The 16,769-nt window shown below is 71.8% G+C and carries 21 protein-coding genes; 11 read left to right on the plus strand and 10 right to left on the minus strand.

The features are described 5' to 3' along the window. The first annotated feature begins 100 nt into the window (after window positions 1-100). Window positions 101-1,117: an amidohydrolase family protein gene (locus EO776_RS10430; protein ID WP_094494564.1), complete on the plus strand. Its 1,017-nt coding sequence runs from the start codon at window positions 101-103 to the stop codon at window positions 1,115-1,117. On the opposite strand, the gene EO776_RS10435 is transcribed toward EO776_RS10430, so the two are convergent. Then, window positions 1,114-1,596, minus strand: coding sequence for an Lrp/AsnC family transcriptional regulator (locus EO776_RS10435; RefSeq protein WP_049930813.1), 483 nt, complete (start codon window positions 1,594-1,596; stop codon window positions 1,114-1,116). The two genes, EO776_RS10430 and EO776_RS10435, sit on opposite strands and share 4 nt — an antisense overlap. A 109-nt stretch (window positions 1,597-1,705) precedes the next feature. On the opposite strand from EO776_RS10435, the gene EO776_RS10440 reads away from it, so the two are divergent. From EO776_RS10440 to EO776_RS10460, 5 genes are all read left to right on the plus strand, one after another. Continuing rightward, on the plus strand, window positions 1,706-2,104 hold the full coding sequence (locus EO776_RS10440) for an acyl-CoA thioesterase (RefSeq protein ID WP_094494565.1): 399 nt from the start codon (window positions 1,706-1,708) through the stop codon (window positions 2,102-2,104). Window positions 2,105-2,199: 95 nt separating this feature from the next. Beyond that, window positions 2,200-2,439, plus strand: coding sequence for a glutaredoxin family protein (locus EO776_RS10445; RefSeq protein WP_049930810.1), 240 nt, complete (start codon window positions 2,200-2,202; stop codon window positions 2,437-2,439). Further along, window positions 2,436-2,969 carry a cob(I)yrinic acid a,c-diamide adenosyltransferase gene (locus EO776_RS10450; RefSeq protein WP_094520896.1) on the plus strand — a complete coding sequence of 178 codons (534 nt, stop codon included), beginning with the start codon at window positions 2,436-2,438 and terminating at the stop codon, window positions 2,967-2,969. Before EO776_RS10445 ends, EO776_RS10450 begins: the two co-directional genes overlap by 4 nt. Window positions 2,970-3,016: 47 nt before the next feature. Further along, window positions 3,017-3,343, plus strand: coding sequence for a cupin domain-containing protein (locus EO776_RS10455; protein ID WP_049930806.1), 327 nt, complete (start codon window positions 3,017-3,019; stop codon window positions 3,341-3,343). Next, a complete protein-coding gene (locus EO776_RS10460; protein ID WP_086215398.1) occupies window positions 3,343-3,735 on the plus strand; it encodes a rhodanese-like domain-containing protein in 393 nt (130 codons plus the stop codon). Before EO776_RS10455 ends, EO776_RS10460 begins: the two co-directional genes overlap by 1 nt. Before the next feature lie 21 nt (window positions 3,736-3,756). Here EO776_RS10460 and EO776_RS10465 read toward each other — a convergent pair whose 3' ends face one another. Then, window positions 3,757-4,665 carry a Vms1/Ankzf1 family peptidyl-tRNA hydrolase gene (locus EO776_RS10465; RefSeq protein WP_094520895.1) on the minus strand — a complete coding sequence of 303 codons (909 nt, stop codon included), beginning with the start codon at window positions 4,663-4,665 and terminating at the stop codon, window positions 3,757-3,759. A 205-nt stretch (window positions 4,666-4,870) separates the two neighbouring features. On the opposite strand from EO776_RS10465, the gene EO776_RS10470 reads away from it, so the two are divergent. Both EO776_RS10470 and EO776_RS10475 read left to right on the plus strand, forming a co-directional pair. After that, window positions 4,871-5,524 carry a PH domain-containing protein gene (locus tag EO776_RS10470; protein ID WP_086219095.1) on the plus strand — a complete coding sequence of 218 codons (654 nt, stop codon included), beginning with the start codon at window positions 4,871-4,873 and terminating at the stop codon, window positions 5,522-5,524. Then, window positions 5,521-6,051: a PH domain-containing protein gene (locus EO776_RS10475; RefSeq protein ID WP_049930800.1), complete on the plus strand. Its 531-nt coding sequence runs from the start codon at window positions 5,521-5,523 to the stop codon at window positions 6,049-6,051. The genes EO776_RS10470 and EO776_RS10475 overlap by 4 nt, the downstream gene beginning before the upstream one ends. Before the next feature lie 36 nt (window positions 6,052-6,087). Here the strand turns inward: EO776_RS10475 and EO776_RS10480 are convergent, their stop codons facing one another. From EO776_RS10480 to EO776_RS10490, 3 genes are all read right to left on the minus strand, one after another. Next, complete coding sequence (locus EO776_RS10480) at window positions 6,088-6,873, minus strand: TSUP family transporter (protein WP_049930798.1); 786 nt, start codon at window positions 6,871-6,873, stop codon at window positions 6,088-6,090. 223 nt (window positions 6,874-7,096) lie between these two features. Next, complete coding sequence (locus EO776_RS10485) at window positions 7,097-7,441, minus strand: DUF5802 family protein (RefSeq protein WP_049930796.1); 345 nt, start codon at window positions 7,439-7,441, stop codon at window positions 7,097-7,099. Window positions 7,442-7,585: 144 nt separating this feature from the next. Then, window positions 7,586-8,512 (minus strand): NADP-dependent phosphogluconate dehydrogenase, encoded by a 927-nt coding sequence (locus EO776_RS10490; RefSeq protein WP_094520894.1) that lies wholly within the window; start codon window positions 8,510-8,512, stop codon window positions 7,586-7,588. 155 nt (window positions 8,513-8,667) lie between these two features. On the opposite strand from EO776_RS10490, the gene EO776_RS10495 reads away from it, so the two are divergent. Further along, window positions 8,668-9,144: a cupin domain-containing protein gene (locus EO776_RS10495; protein ID WP_094520893.1), complete on the plus strand. Its 477-nt coding sequence runs from the start codon at window positions 8,668-8,670 to the stop codon at window positions 9,142-9,144. 36 nt (window positions 9,145-9,180) lie between these two features. Here the strand turns inward: EO776_RS10495 and EO776_RS10500 are convergent, their stop codons facing one another. After that, window positions 9,181-10,419 carry a threonine synthase gene (locus EO776_RS10500; RefSeq protein WP_094520892.1) on the minus strand — a complete coding sequence of 413 codons (1,239 nt, stop codon included), beginning with the start codon at window positions 10,417-10,419 and terminating at the stop codon, window positions 9,181-9,183. Window positions 10,420-10,686: 267 nt separating this feature from the next. Between EO776_RS10500 and EO776_RS10505 the strand changes: the two genes are divergently transcribed. After that, entirely contained in the window at window positions 10,687-11,433 is a 747-nt protein-coding gene (locus EO776_RS10505; protein ID WP_086216448.1) for a helix-turn-helix domain-containing protein, read from the plus strand. A gap of 69 nt (window positions 11,434-11,502) precedes the next feature. On the opposite strand, the gene gcvPB is transcribed toward EO776_RS10505, so the two are convergent. The 4 genes from gcvPB to fen form a co-directional block, all read right to left on the minus strand. Further along, window positions 11,503-12,933 (minus strand): aminomethyl-transferring glycine dehydrogenase subunit GcvPB, encoded by a 1,431-nt coding sequence (gene gcvPB / locus EO776_RS10510; RefSeq protein WP_094520891.1) that lies wholly within the window; start codon window positions 12,931-12,933, stop codon window positions 11,503-11,505. Continuing rightward, window positions 12,933-14,261, minus strand: coding sequence for an aminomethyl-transferring glycine dehydrogenase subunit GcvPA (gcvPA, locus tag EO776_RS10515; protein ID WP_049930787.1), 1,329 nt, complete (start codon window positions 14,259-14,261; stop codon window positions 12,933-12,935). Before gcvPA ends, gcvPB begins: the two co-directional genes overlap by 1 nt. 137 nt (window positions 14,262-14,398) lie before the next feature. Then, a complete protein-coding gene (gcvH, locus tag EO776_RS10520; RefSeq protein WP_089308611.1) occupies window positions 14,399-14,782 on the minus strand; it encodes a glycine cleavage system protein GcvH in 384 nt (127 codons plus the stop codon). A 197-nt stretch (window positions 14,783-14,979) separates the two neighbouring features. Next, window positions 14,980-15,957, minus strand: a complete 978-nt coding sequence (gene fen / locus EO776_RS10525) for a flap endonuclease-1 (protein ID WP_094520890.1) — start codon at window positions 15,955-15,957, stop codon at window positions 14,980-14,982. A gap of 153 nt (window positions 15,958-16,110) precedes the next feature. Here fen and fer point away from each other — a divergent pair, with 153 nt between their 5' ends. Further along, the gene (fer, locus tag EO776_RS10530) at window positions 16,111-16,764 is read left to right on the plus strand and encodes a ferredoxin Fer (RefSeq protein WP_049930784.1); all 654 of its coding nucleotides are present in this window, start codon (window positions 16,111-16,113) and stop codon (window positions 16,762-16,764) included. Window positions 16,765-16,769 lie beyond the last annotated feature (5 nt).

Below are 16,769 nucleotides of genomic sequence, written 5' to 3' on the forward strand. Positions count from 1 at the left end.
CCTCTCGTGGGGGAGGGCCTGGCGAGTCCGCGGTCGCAAGTGAGCCCGTTCGGCGTCGCGACTCAGGAAACCATATCGGCTCGGAGTCCGGAGGACCGGTATGCGAGAACTCGCAGGGACCGTCCTGGTCGGGGAGTCGTTCGAGCCCGTCCGCGGACGCGTCGTCGTCGAAGACGGGCGGATCGACGCCGTCGAGGAGACGGACACCGACTCGACGGACATCGTGCTGCCGGCGTTCGTCAACGCGCACACCCACCTCGGAGACTCCGTCGCGAAGGAGGCTGCGGTCGGCCTGTCGCTCGACGAGGCGGTCGCGCCGCCGGACAGCCTGAAGCACCGGCGGCTGGCGGCCGCCGACCGCGACGAACTGGTGTCGGCGATGCGGCGGACGCTCCGGTTCATGCGTCGGACCGGCACGGTCTCCACGCTCGACTTCCGCGAGTCGGGGCCCGCCGGCGCGCGGGCGCTCCGCGAGGCGGCGGCGGAGACGGGCGTCGACCCGTTCATCTTCGGGAGCGGCGACCCGTCGGTCCTCGACGTCGCCGACGGCTACGGGGCCTCCGGCGCGAACGACGACGAGTTCGCCGCGGAGCGCGCCGCCTGCGAGGATCGCGGTCGCCCGTTCGCGATCCACGCGGGCGAGCCGGACGCGACCGACATCCACCCGGCGCTCGACTACGACCCGGATCTGCTCGTTCACATGGTCCACGCCGAGCCGGACCACTTGGAGCGCGTCGCGGACCAGTCGGTCCCGATCGCCGTCTGTCCGCGCGCGAACGCGGTCCTCGATGTCGGGACGCCGCCGATACGGGAGCTGCTCGACCACACCACCGTCGCGCTCGGCACCGACAACGCCATGCTGAACCAGCCGTCAATGTTCCGCGAGATGGCGACGGCGGCGAAGCGGTTCGACGTGACCGACCGGGAGGTGTTGCGAATGGCGACCGCCGCGGGCGCCGAAATCGCCGACCTCGACTGCGGGGCGATCGAGCCCGGGCGGCGGGCGGCCCTCCTCGTCCTCGACGGCGACTCCGACAACCTGTCCGGCTCGGAGGACCCGGTCCGTGCGGTCGTCCGGCGGGCGACCGGGCTCGACGTCGAGCGCGTCGTCGGTTAGTCCTCCGCCCCGTCCCGCCCGGCGTCGAACCGCCCGAACGGGGTCGTCTCGTGGGTCCGCACGAGGACCTCGTCGGCGACGGTGACGCCCATGTCGAGGAGCGCCTGCGCCACGGGCGTGATGTCGCTGTCCGACTCGCCGACGACGGTGACGAGGAGGTTCTGCTCGCCGGTGACGAGCTCCTGGACCGACACGACTCCGTCGATCGCGAGGATGTCGGGGATGAGTTCGCCGCGCTCCGGTATCGACGCGGTACAGTAGAGCAGCATCCGGAGCGGATACCCCGACCGCTGGTAGTCGACGCTGGCGCTGTACCCCTTGATCACGCCCTCGGACTCCAACCGCTGGATGCGCTTGCGGACGGTGCTGTCCGAGGTGCCGGCCCGCTCCGCGATGTCCCCGGACGACGTGTTCCGCGCGTCCGCCTGGAGCGCGTACAGGATCGCCCTGTCGACGTCGTCTATCGCGCCGTTGTCCATGTCTCGCCGGTACGCGCGTGTCGGTTTTATACGTTGGTGGGGCGCCCGGCGCCGCCGCGGTCGACGCCGATCCCGACGCCTACATACGATCCCCGCCAGTGGGTCGGATATGGCGACCTACACCGCGGACATCGACGTTCGGTTCCGCGACATCGACGCGATGGGCCACGTCAACAACGCCGTCTACGCGACGTACATCGAGCAGGCGCGGACGCGCTTCTTCCGCGATGTCCTCGACCTCGACATCTCGGGGGCGTCGACCGTGCTGGCGTCGCTGTCGATCGACTTCCGGCGACCGGTCGAACTCGACGACGACGCGGTCGCGGTGAGCGTCGAGATAGCGGATCTCGGCCGGTCGAGCGCGACGATGACGCACGATATCCGGATCGGCGACGCCGTCGCGGCGGAAGCCGAGGCGACGCTCGTCGCCGTGGACCCGGAGACGGGCGAGCCGACGCCGATCCCGGAGGCACACCGGGAGGCGATGGCGTCGTACCGAGATCGCTGAGGGGGCGGCCCGCGGCCCGGGGCTGCGATACGAGGCCTCCCCCACCGTCGCGGTCGGACGCACACCTTCTTGACCGCGCGGACCGATCGATCGGTATGAGCGTTCGACTGTACGCCCTCGACGGGTGTCCGTGGTGCGAGAAGGCGGCCGACGCCCTGGACGACGCGGGCGTCGAGTACGAGACGGAGTGGGTGGAAGCGCTCCACTCCGACCGGAACGAGGTGAAGCGAGTGAGCGGCCAGCGCGGCGTCCCCGTCCTCGTCGACGAGGGACGCGGCGTGACGATGGCCGAGAGCGCGAACATCGTCGACTACGTCGAGAGGACCCTCGCATGAGCATCTACACCGGTCGCGGCGACGAGGGGGAGACCGACCTCCGGGACATGAGCCGGGTGTCGAAGTCCAGCCACCGCATCGAGGCGTACGGCTCGGTCGACGAGGCGAACGCGCTGCTCGGAACGGTCCGCCCGACGGGCCACGAGGACATCGACGAGCTGCTGGGGACGATACAGAACCATCTTCACGTCGTTCAGGCCGACCTCGCGAACCCCGACCCCGACCCGGACGACCCGCAGGTGGAGCCCGACCATACCGACCTGCTGGAGGAGCGCATCGACGCGTTCGACGAGGAGCTGGAGCCCCTGCGGTCGTTCATTCTCCCGGGCGGCGGCGAGGCGGGGGCGGCGCTCCACCACGCGCGCGCCGTCGTCCGGCGCGCGGAGCGGCGCGTCGTCGACCTGGCGCGCTCGGAGCCGATCAACGAGGCGGTCGTCACCTACCTCAACCGCCTCTCTGACCTCCTCTTCACCCTCGGCCGCGTCGCGAACGCGCGTGACGGCGAGCCCGAGGAGTCGCCGACGTACTGAGCCGCCCCGAGCGCGCGATTTTTCCCCGTCCCGCGCGAGGTGCGGGTATGACGCTCGACAGCTACGCGGCGGCGGTCGCCGATCTCGACCCGGCTCCCGGCGAGGTCGAGACGGCGGAGGTCGTCGTCACCGACGACGCGCTCGTGAAGGCGTTCGTCCTCGGCCCGGACGCGACCGTCGACCCCCACGAGCACGCGGACGCCACGAACGTGTTCCACGTGCTGGAGGGGGAACCGACGGTGATCCGCGACGGCGAGGAAGAGGCGCTCGCGGCCCCGGCAGTGGTGGAGAACGCCCGGGGCGCGGTCCACGGCGCCCGCAACGACACCGACGACCGAGCCGTGCTCACGGCCACCCTCGCCCCGCTCCACTGATGGACGGCGAAATCGACCCCGAAGAGCTGTCAGCCCTGCTCGACGAGCGCGGCGACAGCTCTCCCGACGAGTCGCTCCGCATCGTCGACATCCGCGACCGGCGCGCGTTCGACCGAGGGCACCTCCCCGACAGCGAGTGCATCCCGTTCCCGGAGCTGACGAACCGGATCGCGGAGCTCGAGGGCGGCGACCGCATCGTCACCGTCTGCCCCCACGGCGTCGCCAGCCAGCAGGCGGCCCAGCTCATCGGCAGCTACGAGGGGACGCAGGACGCGCGCGTCGACAGCCTCCGCGGCGGCATCGAGGCGTGGGAGCGGGAAATCGGCGACCTGCCCGCGTCGGACGAGCCGGCCGCCAGCGATCCCGACGAGGGGCCTGAGAGCCCGTTCTGACGCCGGACGGGCGTCCCCGGTTCAGATCGCACGAATCCGCACCCGCCAGAAGTCGCGGAACGCGTCGTCGAGCGCTCCCTTCGGCTTGCCGGTTGCGTCCGACACGTCGGTGACGTCGGCGCGGTCCCGAACCCGGCCCAGCACGCTGCGCTCGCCGACGACGATCACGCGGTCGAGGTCCTCTCCCGCGGCGACCGCGGCGAGCGCCTCGTCGGCCCGGTCGAGGTGGTCGTCGATCTGCCCCTCCCGGCGGCGCTCGAATCGCCCCTGCGAGAAGCCGCCCTTCGAGTGTGCCTCCTTCACGTCGGTGGTGAACCCCTCGAAAGCGACCCGCTCGTCGCCCTCGTAGGTGCCGACCGCGAAGGTGTCCGAGCGGACCACGGCGAACGCGAACCGGCCGGTCGGGCGGAACCACGCGTCGTCGAGCCGGAACCGGTCGCTCCACCGGTCGAACGGTTCGGGTTCGACCGGCGGCGTCAGCGCGGCGCTCACCGAGCCCGTGTCGTCGGCGAGGACGACCGCGGGCGCGGCCCGCCGGACGAGCGCCGTCCGGTCGCCGAGCCAGTCCGACACGGTCGCGGGGACCGAGTCTGCGTCCGGCACATACGCCGTGAGCAACCCCTCCGGGTCGTCGCTCTCGACGGCCCGGAACCGCTCGAGCGCGTCCGTCAGCCGCGAGCCGCTGCGGTCGCTCACGCGGCGGAACTCGACCGTCTCCTCCGTCCCCTCGGCGCGCTCCAGCCGCTCCTCTAACGACTCGATCCGGTGTTCGAGCTCGTTCACGCGCTCCTCGGCGCGCTGCCGGTCGGCGACCGCGTCGGACCGCCGCTCCTCCTCGGCCTCGGCGCGGCGTTCGAGGTGACGCTTCTCCTCCTCCAACTCCTCGATGCGCTCCTTCAGCTCGGCGCGCCCGAGCAGCCTGTCGATCATACCGAATTCGCGACCCGCCGCGACCTAAAAGGTGCGTCTGCGGCGGAGACGGACGCCGCTCTCCGGGCCGTCCGCGCGTCGCGCCACCGTCCGCCGCCGTCTCCCGCGCGACCGTTCGTCGCCGCGTTCACGTCGTCCGCTTCGCGCGTGACCCGATCGGTGCGCCTCCGCCACCGTTTTAGCGTCTCCCGACGCTTCGGGGGATATGTCGTCTCCGTCCCTCCAGGAGGAACCGAAGACCGGCAACGGCGTCACCGCCGACCTCGACCTCGACTGGCTGTCGCTCGACGACGACGAGGAGATCCGCTGGGCGAGCACGCCGCACAGGTACAGCGTCGTCCCGGCGCTTCTCGTCGGCGTTCCCCTGTCGCTCGTCCTCGTCGGGATCCCGATCGTCGCCGCGAGCTACCTCCAGTACAAGAACACGAACTACGTCGTCACGAACAAGGGGCTCTACAGCAAGCGGGGCATCCTCTCCCGGGACGTGAAACAGATCGGGTTCGAGAAGGTACAGAACATCTCCTACTCGCAGTCGGCCATCGGTTCGTCGCTCGGGTACGGGTCGGTCGAGGTCAGCACCGCCGGCGGCTCCGGCGTCGAGCTACGGTTCCGGAGCATTCCGGACCCGGCGTCGGTCCAGGAGCTGATCGCCAGGGAGATCGACGCCGGAAAGCGGGACAGCGCCGACGGCGACGGCGACGCCGACGACGTGCTCGCCGAGATCCTCGTCGAACTTCGCGCGATCCGCTCCGCGGTCACCGACGACGGTGCCGGCGGCGACGCCGAGACGCCGACCGCGACCGGCGAGGACGTCGGCGCCGAGCGGACCGCGTCGGAGACGGCGTGCGAGGACCGATGACCGGCGACTGGTGGTTTCGGCACGACGACGAGACCGTCGTGTGGACGGGTCGCCCGCGGCTGTCGGCGGCGCTCGGCGGGGGCGTCGTCGGCGTCGCGACCGTCGCCGTCGCGCTCCTCGCGGCGGCCGCGGTCGACCCGCGCATCGCCGCGGCGAGCCCGCTGGGCGTCGGCATCGCCGGCTGGGAACTGCTCCGCGTCACACGGACCGACTACGTGGTCACGACTCGAGCGATCTGGTCGAAACGCGGCGTGCTCGGCCGAAAGGTCCGCCGCGTCGGGCTGGCACAGGTACAGAACACGGCGTACAGTCAATCGGTGACCGGTTCCGCGTTCGGGTACGGCACGGTCACGATCGAAGTCGCCGGCGGGCCGGACCTCGAGCTCCGCCGGATCAACGACCCGCAGGCGGTCCGACGGTCGATCACCGACCGGACCGGGACCGTCGACCGCGAGCCGCCCGGGACGGTCGAGCAGTGGCGGGCGGTGCTGTCCGTCGTCCGCGACATCGAGGCCGCAGTCGACTGACCGGCGGCGACTCCGGCGGAGCGACGGCGACACCGGTCAGGCGACGCCCGCGCCGCCGAGTATCAGCCGGAGCCCGATGACCGTGAGGAGGCCGAGGACGAGGCCGCGCCGGAGCCGCTCGCTCACGCGGTCTCGGAGGCGAGTCCCGACGGCGACGCCGGCGACCGCAGGGACCGCGGCGGCGGCCGACGCGAGCGCGAACGCGGCGTCCGGGTAGAGTCCGAGCGCGCCCGCGGCCCCGACGCGAAGGCCGTTGATCCCGACGAACACCAGCGCCACGACGCCGACGAACACCCCGTGCGAGAGGTCGAAGCTCCGGACGAACGCGACCAGCTGGACGCCGACGTTCGTCGCGCCGAACAGGACGCCGGAGACGACGCCCACGACCCCCATGACGAGCGGGCCTTCGGCGCGCTCGCGGTCGGCCGAAGTCGGCAGCGACGGGAGCGCGACCGCGCGCTGCGCGGTCGCCACGAACCCGAGCGAGACGACGCCGAGCAGGACGCGCAGGGGAGCCGCCGGGAGGCGATCGAGCAGCGCCATCCCCGCGAGGGTGCCGACGAGCGCGGCCACGAGCAGCGGTGCGAACCGGGCCCCGCAGGTCCGCAGTTCCTCGCGCGTGAGCTCTCCGACGAGGGCGACGTTCACCGCGAACATCGGGACGATCATGAACGCGACGGCGGCCGCCGGGTCGAGCGTCGACGCGAGCACCGTCGTCCCCACGACCGCGAAGCCGAACCCCGCGACCCCGTTGACGGCGCCCGCGACCGCGACGACGACCGCGACGGTCGCAACCAGCTCGGCCGAGAGCGCGAGCGCCATACGTTCGACACGAGCCGGACCGGCATAATAACACGAGTGCCCGATCGGGCGGCTCCGGCGGCGTCCGCGGCCCGACATCGAACCATTTCCCGCCTACGCGGTCGCTATGCCGGTCGGTCCCACGCGCAGTTCGACTCGACGCGCGGGCCCGCCCCTATCGGTCTCCGGGCGCTACCGCCGCGGCCTTCGCCGTTCGCGACTCCCTCAGACACGCGGCGGCGTCCTACGCGTTCACGAACGGCTCCCACCCCTCCCAGCGGAGGAGCGTCTCGGCGCGGTCCGCGTCCGCCAACAGCACGTTCCGCCGGTCCGGGAGCGTCTCGTCGGCGAGTCCCTGCGGAATCGCGAGCGTGCCGCTCGGTACGTCGTCGTCGCCGCCGACCGGGATGTGGCCGCCGTCGACTTTCATGACGAGCGGGGCGTCGAGTCGCTCGACGCCGTCCCCGTCCGCGTACAGCTGCTCGTTGACGTGTTCGTGGTCCGCCCGCCGGATGACGGCGCGCTCGCCGTCATGGGGTTCCACGTACAGTTCCCCCAGGTAGTAGCCGCTCGAGAATCGCTCGAACATTCTATGCGTGTCAACACCTACCACGACCATACATAAGTGTTTCTCGGCCGTGACCGGCCCTGATAATCGGGGACGGAACGCGCCCGGTTCTCAGTCAGCGTCCTCAAGCGCGCCGTGACCGAGCGGTCCGCGGGGTGCTCGCCCTCACTCCTCGTCCGACCGCCGCGCGACCTCGTGGCGACCGAACCCGTACCGGAGTCGGTTCGCGAGCCGTCGCGAGAAGCGGCCCTCGTTGCGCGAGTCGAACCGCTCCGCGAGCGCCTGGTAGATGATCGGCACCGGGACCTCCTGTTCGAGCGCCTCCTCGACGGTCCACGTCCCCGTCGAGCCGCCCGCGACGTGGTCCGCCACGTCGCCGAGCTCCGATCCCTCCTCGCGGAACGCCTCCTCGCAGAGCTCCAAGAGCCACGACCGGATCACCGCGCCGTTGTTCCACGTGCGCGCCACCGACTCCATGTCGAGGTCGTAGCGCCCGTCGGCGAGGAGCTCGAACCCCTCGCCGTACGCCTGCATCAGGGCGTACTCGACGCCGTTGTGGACCATCTTCACGTAGTGGCCCGACCCGGACTCGCCCATGCGGTCGTGGCCGTCCGGTCCGGTCGCCACCGCGTCGAACACGGGTACCATCGCCTCGTAGGCCCACGCCGGACCGCCGACCATCAGCGAGAAGCCCGCCTCCGCGCTCGCGGGGCCGCCGGAGGTGCCGCAGTCGAGGTATGCGGCGTCGGTATCCGCGGCGCGCCGCGTGGACGCCTCGAAGTGGGAGTTGCCGCCGTCGACGACCACGTCGTCACCGTCGAGGTACGGTTCTAGGTCCGCGAGCGTGGCGTCGACCGCGTCGCCCGCGGGCACCATCAGCCAGATCCGCTTGCCGGCGTCCTCGTCGCCGCCGGACCGGTCCAGCCGGTCGCAGAGGTCCGCGAGCGAATCTGCGGGCTCCACGCCGTTCTCGGCCGCCTCCGCGGTCGCCTCCGCCGAGAGGTCGAACGCGACCACGTCGTGGCCCGCCGACAGCGACCGGTTCGCGACGATCTGCCCCATCCGCCCGAGTCCGATGACCCCGAGTTCCATGCGCGAGGGGTGGCGGGGCCCGGCCGTAGTGGTTCCGGTTCGCCGGGCGACCCCGGGCCCGGGTCAGTAGCCGATCTCGGCCTCGGGCTGCCGTCGTCGACGAGCGGGAATGCGGTCTCCCGAACCGTTTTTAGCTCCCGCGGAGTGCCGGGGTCATGGGACGCGTCAACGAAGGCGACCTCGACTGGGGCGAGACGGACCGCGGCGGGACCCGATTCTGCCGGAAGCAACTGGCCGAAGCGGCCGACGGCGAGGCGATCGGCTGTAGCCTCTACGAGCTCCCCGCCGGGGCGAAGTCGTGGCCGTACCACTACCACACCGCCAACGAGGAGGCGCTCTACGTCCTCGCGGGCGAGGCCACGCTCCGCCACGGGGGAGAGACGGAAGAGATCGCGGCCGGCGACTACGTCGCCTTCGCCGCCGACGAGTCGGGCGCGCACCGCGTCGTCAACGAGGGCGACGACCCCGTGCGCTACCTCGCGCTGTCGACGATGACCGAGCCGGACGTGACGGTGTACCCCGATTCGGAGACGTTCGGCGTCTTCGTCGGGTCGCCGCCCGGCGGCCGCGACGAGCGCTCCTTGTCCGGCTACCACGAGATCGACGACGCGGTCGACTACTGGGAGATGTAGCCGCTCCGGCGACTGGGAACTCAGGTGCCCGAGAGTTCAGACTCCGTCGCGCTCGGCGGCCGCCGCCTCTCGCTCTCCGAGGTGCGCGCGCAGCGCGTCCACGTCCTTGTTGCCCGCGCCGGTGTTCAAAAGGACGACGGTGTCGTCGGGACCGAACTCGCCAGATTCCGCGAGCGCGAACGCCCCCGAGACGGCGGCCGCGCAGGTCGCGCCCACCTCGAGCCCCTCCGTGCGAGCCACGTCGACCGCGGCGTCGAGGATCTCCCGGTCGGTCGTTGCCACCGCACCGCCGTCGGACTCGCGGACCGCCTCCAAGATGAGGTGACTCGCGCCCGGATCCGGGATCGCGATCCCGTTGCACGCAGTGTCGACCTCGTCGTCCGCGAGCGGCTCGTGGCGGTCCGCCCCGGACTCGTAGGCGCGGACGACCGGGGCGCAGCCCGCGGCCTGCGCGGCGTACATCGGGACCAGTTCGTCGGTCCACCCCAGCTCTCTCGCCTCCCGGGCGGCCTTGTGCATCCCGACCAGCCCGACGCCGCCGCCGGTCGGGTAGACGACCGCTTCGGGGGTTTCCCAGTCGAGCTGTGCCAGCAGCTCCAGTGCCATCGTCTTCTTTCCCTCGTGGCGGTACGGCGTGACGAACGTCTTCGTCGAGTACCAATCCGGGTTATCAGCCATCGCCTCGGCGTACGCTGCTCCGGCGTCGCCGATCTGGGAGCTGCCGTCCACCGGGTCGGTAACGGTCAGGTCCGCGCCGTGGACCTCGGTCATCGCCTTCTGGGTGAACCCCGCCCGCGAGGGGAGGAACACGTGCGCGTCGAGGTCTGCGCGGGCCGCGTACGCCGCTGCCGCCTGCCCCGCGTTGCCCGCGCTGTTCAGGGCGACCTCGCTTGCGCCGTGCTCGCGCGCCGCCGTCATCGCGGCCGCCTGCCCCCGGTCTTTGAACGTCCCCGTCGGGTTCGCGCCCTCGTCTTTCAACAAGACCCGCCCCACGCCCATCGCGTCCGCCAGCCCGGGACACTCCACGAGCGGGGTGGCCCCCTCGCCGAGCGACACCGCGGTCTCAGCGGGGAACGGGAGGAGCTCGTCGTACCGCCACATCGACCCGTCGGGGCGGGCGTCGAGCGTCTCCGGCGGGAGCCCGACGCGGTCGTAGTCGTACGTCGGGTCGAGGATGCCGTCGCAGTCGGGACACCGGTGGGTCGCCGCCTCCGCGTCGAACGTCTCCCCACAGTCGACGCAGGTCAGGCCGACGAACGCGTCCGTGGTCTCCATGCCAGCGCGCTCGGGCGCCGGGGCCTTCGGTGCTGCGGTCGCGGCGGTGTCGGCCCGACCACCGAAGCGGCCTCGCTTCGGCGACCGAGACGGTCACGTTTCGGCGAGCGAGGCGGCCCGCGGTCCGCCCGTCCCTGCCCGGGGTACTTAGGTCCGAAACGTATGAAGCGGTAGGCGGAGGGGAGTCGGGACGGTACTCCCACGGGAGATGCGTGTACCAGCGACCGCCCGGACGGCGGGTCCGTGGGGTGGAGCGAGGTGGAAGCGATGAGTCGGACGGTGCTCCGGTTGGACCTCCCGGCCGGGTCGTGGCTCGCCGACGCGTCGCGGGGCGTCCCCGCGGCGACGCTCCGGATCGCGGAGACGATCGCCGTCGACGGCGACGCTCCGGAGACCGCGGCGACCGTTCGCGTCGCCGGCACCGACAGGGACCGCGTGGAGAACATGGTCCGGGGCCACGAGCGCGTCGCGCGCGTGACGGCGGTCGAGCGCCGCGGCGACGTTCGCACGCTCCGCGTGGTCGGCCGCGCCCCCGTCTACCTCCCCGCGGCGCGGGCGGTCGGCCTCCCCATCGAGTCGACGGTCGAGGTCGCCGACGGCCGCGCCACGGTGACGGTCGTCGGCGATCGGGACCGGATCGAAGCGTTCGGGCGTCGGCTCGCGGACGACGGGGTGACGGTCGGCGTCGCCGCGACCGGGGGCGACGAGCCGGATCGGACGCTCACCGAAGCGCAGCGCGACCTCGTCTTCGCGGCGGTCGAGAGGGGCTACTACGACACCCCGCGGCGGTGTACGCTCACGGAGCTGGCCGAGGCGAACGGGATCGCGAAGTCGACGTGCAGCGAGACGCTCCACCGCGCCGAGGGACGGGTGATGCGCCGGTTCGTCGACGGCGAGGGGCCGTTCGACTCGCCGTCGGACGCCGAGGGCTGGCCAACGGCGAAGCGCGCGCCCCCCGGGGCGGCCTCGCTTGAGGCCGACGAGCCCGACGCCGACAAGCTCGACGCCGACTAGTTCTGCGTCGACGGGCTCGGCGCGACCGGGCCGCGGGTCGGCCGGTCGGTTCGCGTGTGTGCGAGTGTGCTATTCCCCGTCGAGCGCCTGCCACGAGAGCCGCGGGTCCCGCGCGGCGCCGACCTGGTCGATCCGCGCGGCGGCGGTCCGGTTCGGCGCCGCGTCGAGCGCCTCGTCGGTGTCCGCGTACGCGAGGTTGAACGCCTCGGCGAGGTCGTCGAGCGAGGACTGCCCCTCGATCTCCGTCGGCTCGGTTAGCATCGCCTCGGGGACCATCTCCGGCCACTTCGTCGTCGGCGGGTGGACGCCGAAATCGAGCATTCGCTTCGCCACGTCGGCCGCGTCGCGGTCGCCCGCGGTCGCCGCGAACTCGTGGTGGAACGGGCCGAAGGGAACGTCGAGGTCGATCCGCTCGGCGAGGTAGTTCGCGTTGAGGACGGCCTTCGCCGCCGCGTCGGCGAGCCCCTCGTCGCCCAGGCGGGCGACGTACGCGTACGCCTTGATCAGCACGAGCCAGTTGCCGGCGAAGCCGTGGACCCGGCCGATCGTGCGGTCCGGCTCGAAGCGCTCGTACCCCGACCCCGTCTCGGCCTCGCGGACCCGCGGCGTTGGGAGGAACGGCGCCAGTTCGTCGACGACGCCGACCGGGCCGGCGCCGGGACCGCCGCCGCCGTGCGGCGTCGCGAACGTCTTGTGGACGTTGTAGTGCATCACGTCGAACCCCATGTCGCCGGGGCGGCCGCGGCCGAGCAGCGCGTTGAGGTTCGCGCCGTCGTAGTAGAGCAAGCCGCCGGCGTCGTGGACGATCTCCGCGATCTCGGTGATGTCGCGCTCGAAGAGGCCCACCGTGTTCGGGTTCGTGAGCATCAGCGCGGCGGTGTCGTCGCCGACGGCCGCCTCCAAGGCCTCGAGGTCGACGCGCCCGTCCTCGCCGGAGGGCAGTTCGACCACGTCGTAGCCGGCGGTCGCCGCTGTCGCGAAGTTCGTCCCGTGGGCCGACGCCGGGATCACGACCTCCGAGCGGTCGTTGCCGTGGTGCTCGTGATACGCCTTCGTGACGAGGATCCCCGTCAGTTCGCCCGCCGCGCCCGCGGGCGGCTGGAGCGTGACGGCGTCCATCCCCCCGACGTCGGCGAGCGCCTCCTGGAGCCGGTACTGGAGTTCGAGGTTCCCCTGCGCGGAGCGCGCGGAGCGGTCGGGGTGGACGGCGGCGTTCGGGTCGGCCGCCACGTCCTCGGTGAACTTGGGGTTGTACTTCATCGTACAGCTCCCCAGCGGGTACGGCCCCGCGTCGATGGCCCAGTTCATCTGCGAGAGCCGGGTGTAGTGGCGCGCCGTCTCCGGCTCCGAGGGGTTCGGCAGCGTCAGCTCCTCGCGGGTCAGGTCGTCCGGCAGCGGGGAGTCCTCGCGCACGTCGACGGTCGCTTGCCCCTTCTCCGAGAGCAGCGGCTCCCGGACATCCTCGCCGTCTCGCTCGTAGTTCGCTTGGTCGTGGATCATTAGAGCACCTCCTCGAAGGCCGCGACGAGCCCGTCCGTCCGTTCCGCGTTCAGGTCAGTGACGCACACCTGAAGCAGGTGGTCGTCGATCGCGTGGACCGCGAACCCCTCGGCCTCCAGGTCCTCGGCGACCGCCGGGGCCGGCTGGTCGACGTGGACCACGAACTCGCGGAAGTGGTGACGGTCGTGGACGGGGGCGGTCGCGCCCGACAGGCCTTCGATCCGGGCCGCCAGCGCCTCGGCGTCGCGGACGCAGTCGTTCGCGAGGTCGACGAGGCCGTCGGGCCCCAGCGTCGCCGCGTGGATCGCCGCCCGGAGCGCGACCCACGCCTGGTTCGTACAGATGTTCGATGTGGCGCGCTCCTTGCGGATGTGCTGCTCGCGCGTCTGGAGCGTCAGCGTGTACGCGCGGTCGCCGTTCGCGTCCTCGCTCGCCCCGACGAGCCGACCGGGGACCTGCCGAAGGAAGTCGTCGCGGCAGGCGAAGATGCCGAGCCCCATCCCGTAGCTGGTCGGCAGGCCGAGCGAACCGGCCTCGCCGACGACCACGTCGGCGCCGACCGACGCGGGCGATTCGAGCACCGACAGCGCGACGACGTCGGAGCCGAGCGCGAACAGCGCGCCGGTCTCGTCGGCGAGGTCGCCGATCGCCGCGAGCCGCTCTTCGAGGCAGCCCCGCACCGTCGGGCTCTCGGCGTACAGCATTACGACGTCGTCGCCCGCGCGGTCCGCGAGCGCGTCGACGTCGGCCGTGCCGTCCGCCATCGGGTACGTCTCGACGGTCATGTCGGCGCCGTCGCAGTAGTTCTCCAGTACCGCCCGCTTCCCCTCGCGGAGCTGCTCGGGCACGAGGACCACGTCGCCCGATGTCGAGCGGACGCGGTCCGCCAGCGTCGCGGCCTCGCCGAGCGCGGTCGCGGCGTCGTACATCGAGCAGTTCGCGACGTCGAGCCCGGTCAGCTCGACGAGCATCGACTGGTACTCGAAGAGCGCCTGGAGGAACCCCTGCGACACCTCCGGCTGGTACTGGGTGTAGCTCGTGAGGAACTCCGCGCGGTCGGCGAGGTGGTCGACGACGCTCGGCACGTAGTGACCGTAGTGCCCCCGGCCGAGGAACTCCGTGAGGTCGTCGTTGCGCGCGAAGATCCGCGCGCACTCGTCGCGGATCTCGCGTTCCGTCCGCGGCTCGATGCCGAAGTCACCGTCGAAGGCGACCGGGTCGGGGATGTCGAACAGGGCCTCCTCGTCCTCGACGCCGATCGCCGCCAGCATCGCCGCGGTCTCCTCGTCCGTGTGCGGTGCGTACGGGGTGCCGTTGGCCCGGCTCATCTGGTCGCTCCCCCGCGTCCCCGGGCCGTCGCCCGGCCGTCGTTCGCTCCTCGGTTCGCGGCTCGTCGGTCGAAACGTTGCGTTGTCATGATCGGGTGCGGTGTCGAATGTCCGTCGTCGGATCCGGGTCGGCGCGGTCAAGCGATCTGCTGGTCGTACTCGTCGGCGTCGAGAGTCCCATCGGCGTCGCCGCCCTCGGCCGGGTCGACCTCGAGCATCCACCCCTCGCCGTACGGGTCCTCGTTGACGAGTTCGGGGCGGTCGAACAGGGCTTCGTTGACCGCGACGACCTCGCCCGAGACGGGCGCGTACAGGTCCGACACCGCCTTGATCGACTCGACGACGCCGAACGACTCGCCGGCGGAGACCTCGTCGCCGACCTCGGGGAGCTCAACGAACACTACGTCGCCGAGCTCGTCCTGCGCGAAGTCGGAGACGCCGATCCGAACGGTGTCGCCGCCGGTCGTCGCCCACTCGTGCGATTCCAAGTACCGTCTGTCGTCGGGAACGTCGAAGCTCATTTGTCGGGGTCGCCGCGGTCCGATCGGGTTCCGGTCCGCGACACGTGTGAATCATCCTTCTGACGACGAGGAAATAAAAGGTGTGTTCGCGGCGGTCGAGCCGGGGAACGGCGGCCCGGAGCGCCGGATCGGTCCCGGCGTCTGAACCACCTCGACCCCGGCGTCCGAGCTCCTCCGTCACCCGCCTCGGCGCCCCGTCAGGTCCACCGATCGAGCCCGGTCTGGACCTGCGACTCGGCGATGCGCTCGAACCCCCGCTCGACCTCGCCCGCGGCGACGCCCCACTCGTCGACGACGTACTCGCGGGCGGCCTCGACGTCCGGGTTCACGTCGGCGTCGACCGCGATGTCCTCGGCCGGCGGGTCCATGAACAGCTCCCGGATCGCCTCGGCGTTCGGGATCTCGGCGTCCCGGGCGTCGAGGACCCCCCACAGATCGTCGTGTTCCTCGATCGCCTTCACCGCCGTCTTCGGCCCGACCCCGCGGACCCCCTCGTTGAAGTCGGTGCCACAGAGCATCGCGACGTCGACGAGCCCCTGCCGGTCGAGGCCGAGGTCCTCCAGGGTCGCCGACAGGTCCATCAGCTCCGGGTCGCCCTTGCTCGTCAGCTGACGGAGCGTCGTCGGCGCGCCGAACAGCAGCGTGTCGTAGTCCTCGCTGCCGGCGTGGTCCACCGTCCCCGTCGCGGCCATGTGCGCGCACTGCGCTTCCCCCTCCGCGGGCGCCTCGACGACGGGCACGTCGAGCAGTCCCAGCAGCTCGCGGGTCGTCTCCTGTATCGTGTCCGTGAGCCGCTGCGTGCGCGCCTCCAAGCGCGCGGCCTCGACGGCGTCCCCGCGCTCCTCGGCGGCTGCCCGGCGTTCCTCGGCCGCCTCGCGCTTCTCGCGGCGCTCCGCTACCTCGTCGGCCTTCAGGTCGGTGACCGCGCCGTCGAACACCATCACCGGGATCAGGTCGTGCTCGAAGAACTTCGGAAGCCCCTGAACGACCCCGATCAGGTTCGCGACCTCGACGCCGTCGGCGGTGGTGTACTTCTCGTCGCTTGTCCACTTCACCGTCGTCGTGAGGTACCGGTACAGCCAGTTGTGCGCGTCGACGGCGACGACGCCCCCCTCGATCTCCGCGAAGGGCGCGTCGCGGATCGACGCGAGGTCGCGCAAGTCGGCGTTTCCCATTACCCGTCAGTGGGGCGCGTCGCTGTTAAACGCTGACGGGTCGGGGGGACCGGCGGCGGTTCGCGGCCCGCAGTCGCTTCGGCTCCCGCCGCGATCCGCCTGCCGACTTCTGGGCAGTTTATGTGCGTCACGCGCGTACGGCGAGGCGTCTGAATGGTTTCCCCGTTCGAGGTGTTGGAGGTCGACGAGGACGCCGACGACGAGGCGGTCGAACGGGCCTATCGCGAGCGCGTGAAGCGTGCGCACCCGGACCAGGGCGGCTCGATCGAGGAGTTCCAGCTCGTCCGCCGAGCCTACCGCGAGCTGTCCGAACGCGACGGGAACGGCGACGCGGGCGACGGGACCGACCCGGCTGACGTCGACCTCACCGAGGGCGACGACGCGCGCGAGCCGCGGTCGACCCGCGTCGAGTTCCTCGACTACGAGGCGGTCGTCGACTACGGCTGGTCGCTCGAGGACGACGAGCTGTTCCGGAAGGCCGCCCACGCCGACCTCGGCCCCGACGCCCACGGTCGCCTGCTCGTCCACGCGGACGAGAGTCTGCTTGAGGCGGCCGAGCGCAGCGGCTTCGCGTGGCCCTTCTCCTGTCGCGGCGGCGCCTGCGCGAACTGCGCGGTGTACCTCGCCGAGGGCGAGCTCTCGCAGCCGACCGACCACATCATGCCCGACGACCTCGCCGAGCGGGGGTTCCGGCTCTCCTGTAACGGTTACCCGCTGACCGACGAGCTGTCGGTCGTGTTCAACGTGAAACAGCGTCCCGAGCTCGACGACCTCATCCTCCCGCCCGGGCCGTTCACGCGTCGCTGACTCCG

The sequence above is a fragment of the Halorubrum ezzemoulense genome (assembly GCF_004126515.1).
In the GTDB taxonomy this organism is placed as follows: domain Archaea; phylum Halobacteriota; class Halobacteria; order Halobacteriales; family Haloferacaceae; genus Halorubrum; species Halorubrum ezzemoulense.

Coding starts and splice junctions, on each gene's coding strand:
- gcvPB (WP_094520891.1), bottom strand. CDS start 12,933: ATGATCCACGACCAAGCGAACTACGAGCGAGACGGCGAGGATGTCCGG.
- gcvPA (WP_049930787.1), bottom strand. CDS start 14,261: ATGAGCCGGGCCAACGGCACCCCGTACGCACCGCACACGGACGAGGAG.
- EO776_RS10435 (WP_049930813.1), bottom strand. CDS start 1,596: ATGGACAACGGCGCGATAGACGACGTCGACAGGGCGATCCTGTACGCG.
- EO776_RS10485 (WP_049930796.1), bottom strand. CDS start 7,441: ATGTTCGAGCGATTCTCGAGCGGCTACTACCTGGGGGAACTGTACGTG.
- EO776_RS10490 (WP_094520894.1), bottom strand. CDS start 8,512: ATGGAACTCGGGGTCATCGGACTCGGGCGGATGGGGCAGATCGTCGCG.
- EO776_RS10465 (WP_094520895.1), bottom strand. CDS start 4,665: ATGATCGACAGGCTGCTCGGGCGCGCCGAGCTGAAGGAGCGCATCGAG.
- EO776_RS10460 (WP_086215398.1), top strand. CDS start 3,343: ATGGACGGCGAAATCGACCCCGAAGAGCTGTCAGCCCTGCTCGACGAG.
- EO776_RS10450 (WP_094520896.1), top strand. CDS start 2,436: ATGAGCATCTACACCGGTCGCGGCGACGAGGGGGAGACCGACCTCCGG.
- EO776_RS10445 (WP_049930810.1), top strand. CDS start 2,200: ATGAGCGTTCGACTGTACGCCCTCGACGGGTGTCCGTGGTGCGAGAAG.
- EO776_RS10440 (WP_094494565.1), top strand. CDS start 1,706: ATGGCGACCTACACCGCGGACATCGACGTTCGGTTCCGCGACATCGAC.
- gcvH (WP_089308611.1), bottom strand. CDS start 14,782: ATGAGCTTCGACGTTCCCGACGACAGACGGTACTTGGAATCGCACGAG.
- EO776_RS10480 (WP_049930798.1), bottom strand. CDS start 6,873: ATGGCGCTCGCGCTCTCGGCCGAGCTGGTTGCGACCGTCGCGGTCGTC.
- EO776_RS10430 (WP_094494564.1), top strand. CDS start 101: ATGCGAGAACTCGCAGGGACCGTCCTGGTCGGGGAGTCGTTCGAGCCC.
- EO776_RS10500 (WP_094520892.1), bottom strand. CDS start 10,419: ATGGAGACCACGGACGCGTTCGTCGGCCTGACCTGCGTCGACTGTGGG.
- EO776_RS10505 (WP_086216448.1), top strand. CDS start 10,687: ATGAGTCGGACGGTGCTCCGGTTGGACCTCCCGGCCGGGTCGTGGCTC.
- EO776_RS10475 (WP_049930800.1), top strand. CDS start 5,521: ATGACCGGCGACTGGTGGTTTCGGCACGACGACGAGACCGTCGTGTGG.
- EO776_RS10470 (WP_086219095.1), top strand. CDS start 4,871: ATGTCGTCTCCGTCCCTCCAGGAGGAACCGAAGACCGGCAACGGCGTC.
- EO776_RS10495 (WP_094520893.1), top strand. CDS start 8,668: ATGGGACGCGTCAACGAAGGCGACCTCGACTGGGGCGAGACGGACCGC.
- fer (WP_049930784.1), top strand. CDS start 16,111: ATGGTTTCCCCGTTCGAGGTGTTGGAGGTCGACGAGGACGCCGACGAC.
- EO776_RS10455 (WP_049930806.1), top strand. CDS start 3,017: ATGACGCTCGACAGCTACGCGGCGGCGGTCGCCGATCTCGACCCGGCT.
- fen (WP_094520890.1), bottom strand. CDS start 15,957: ATGGGAAACGCCGACTTGCGCGACCTCGCGTCGATCCGCGACGCGCCC.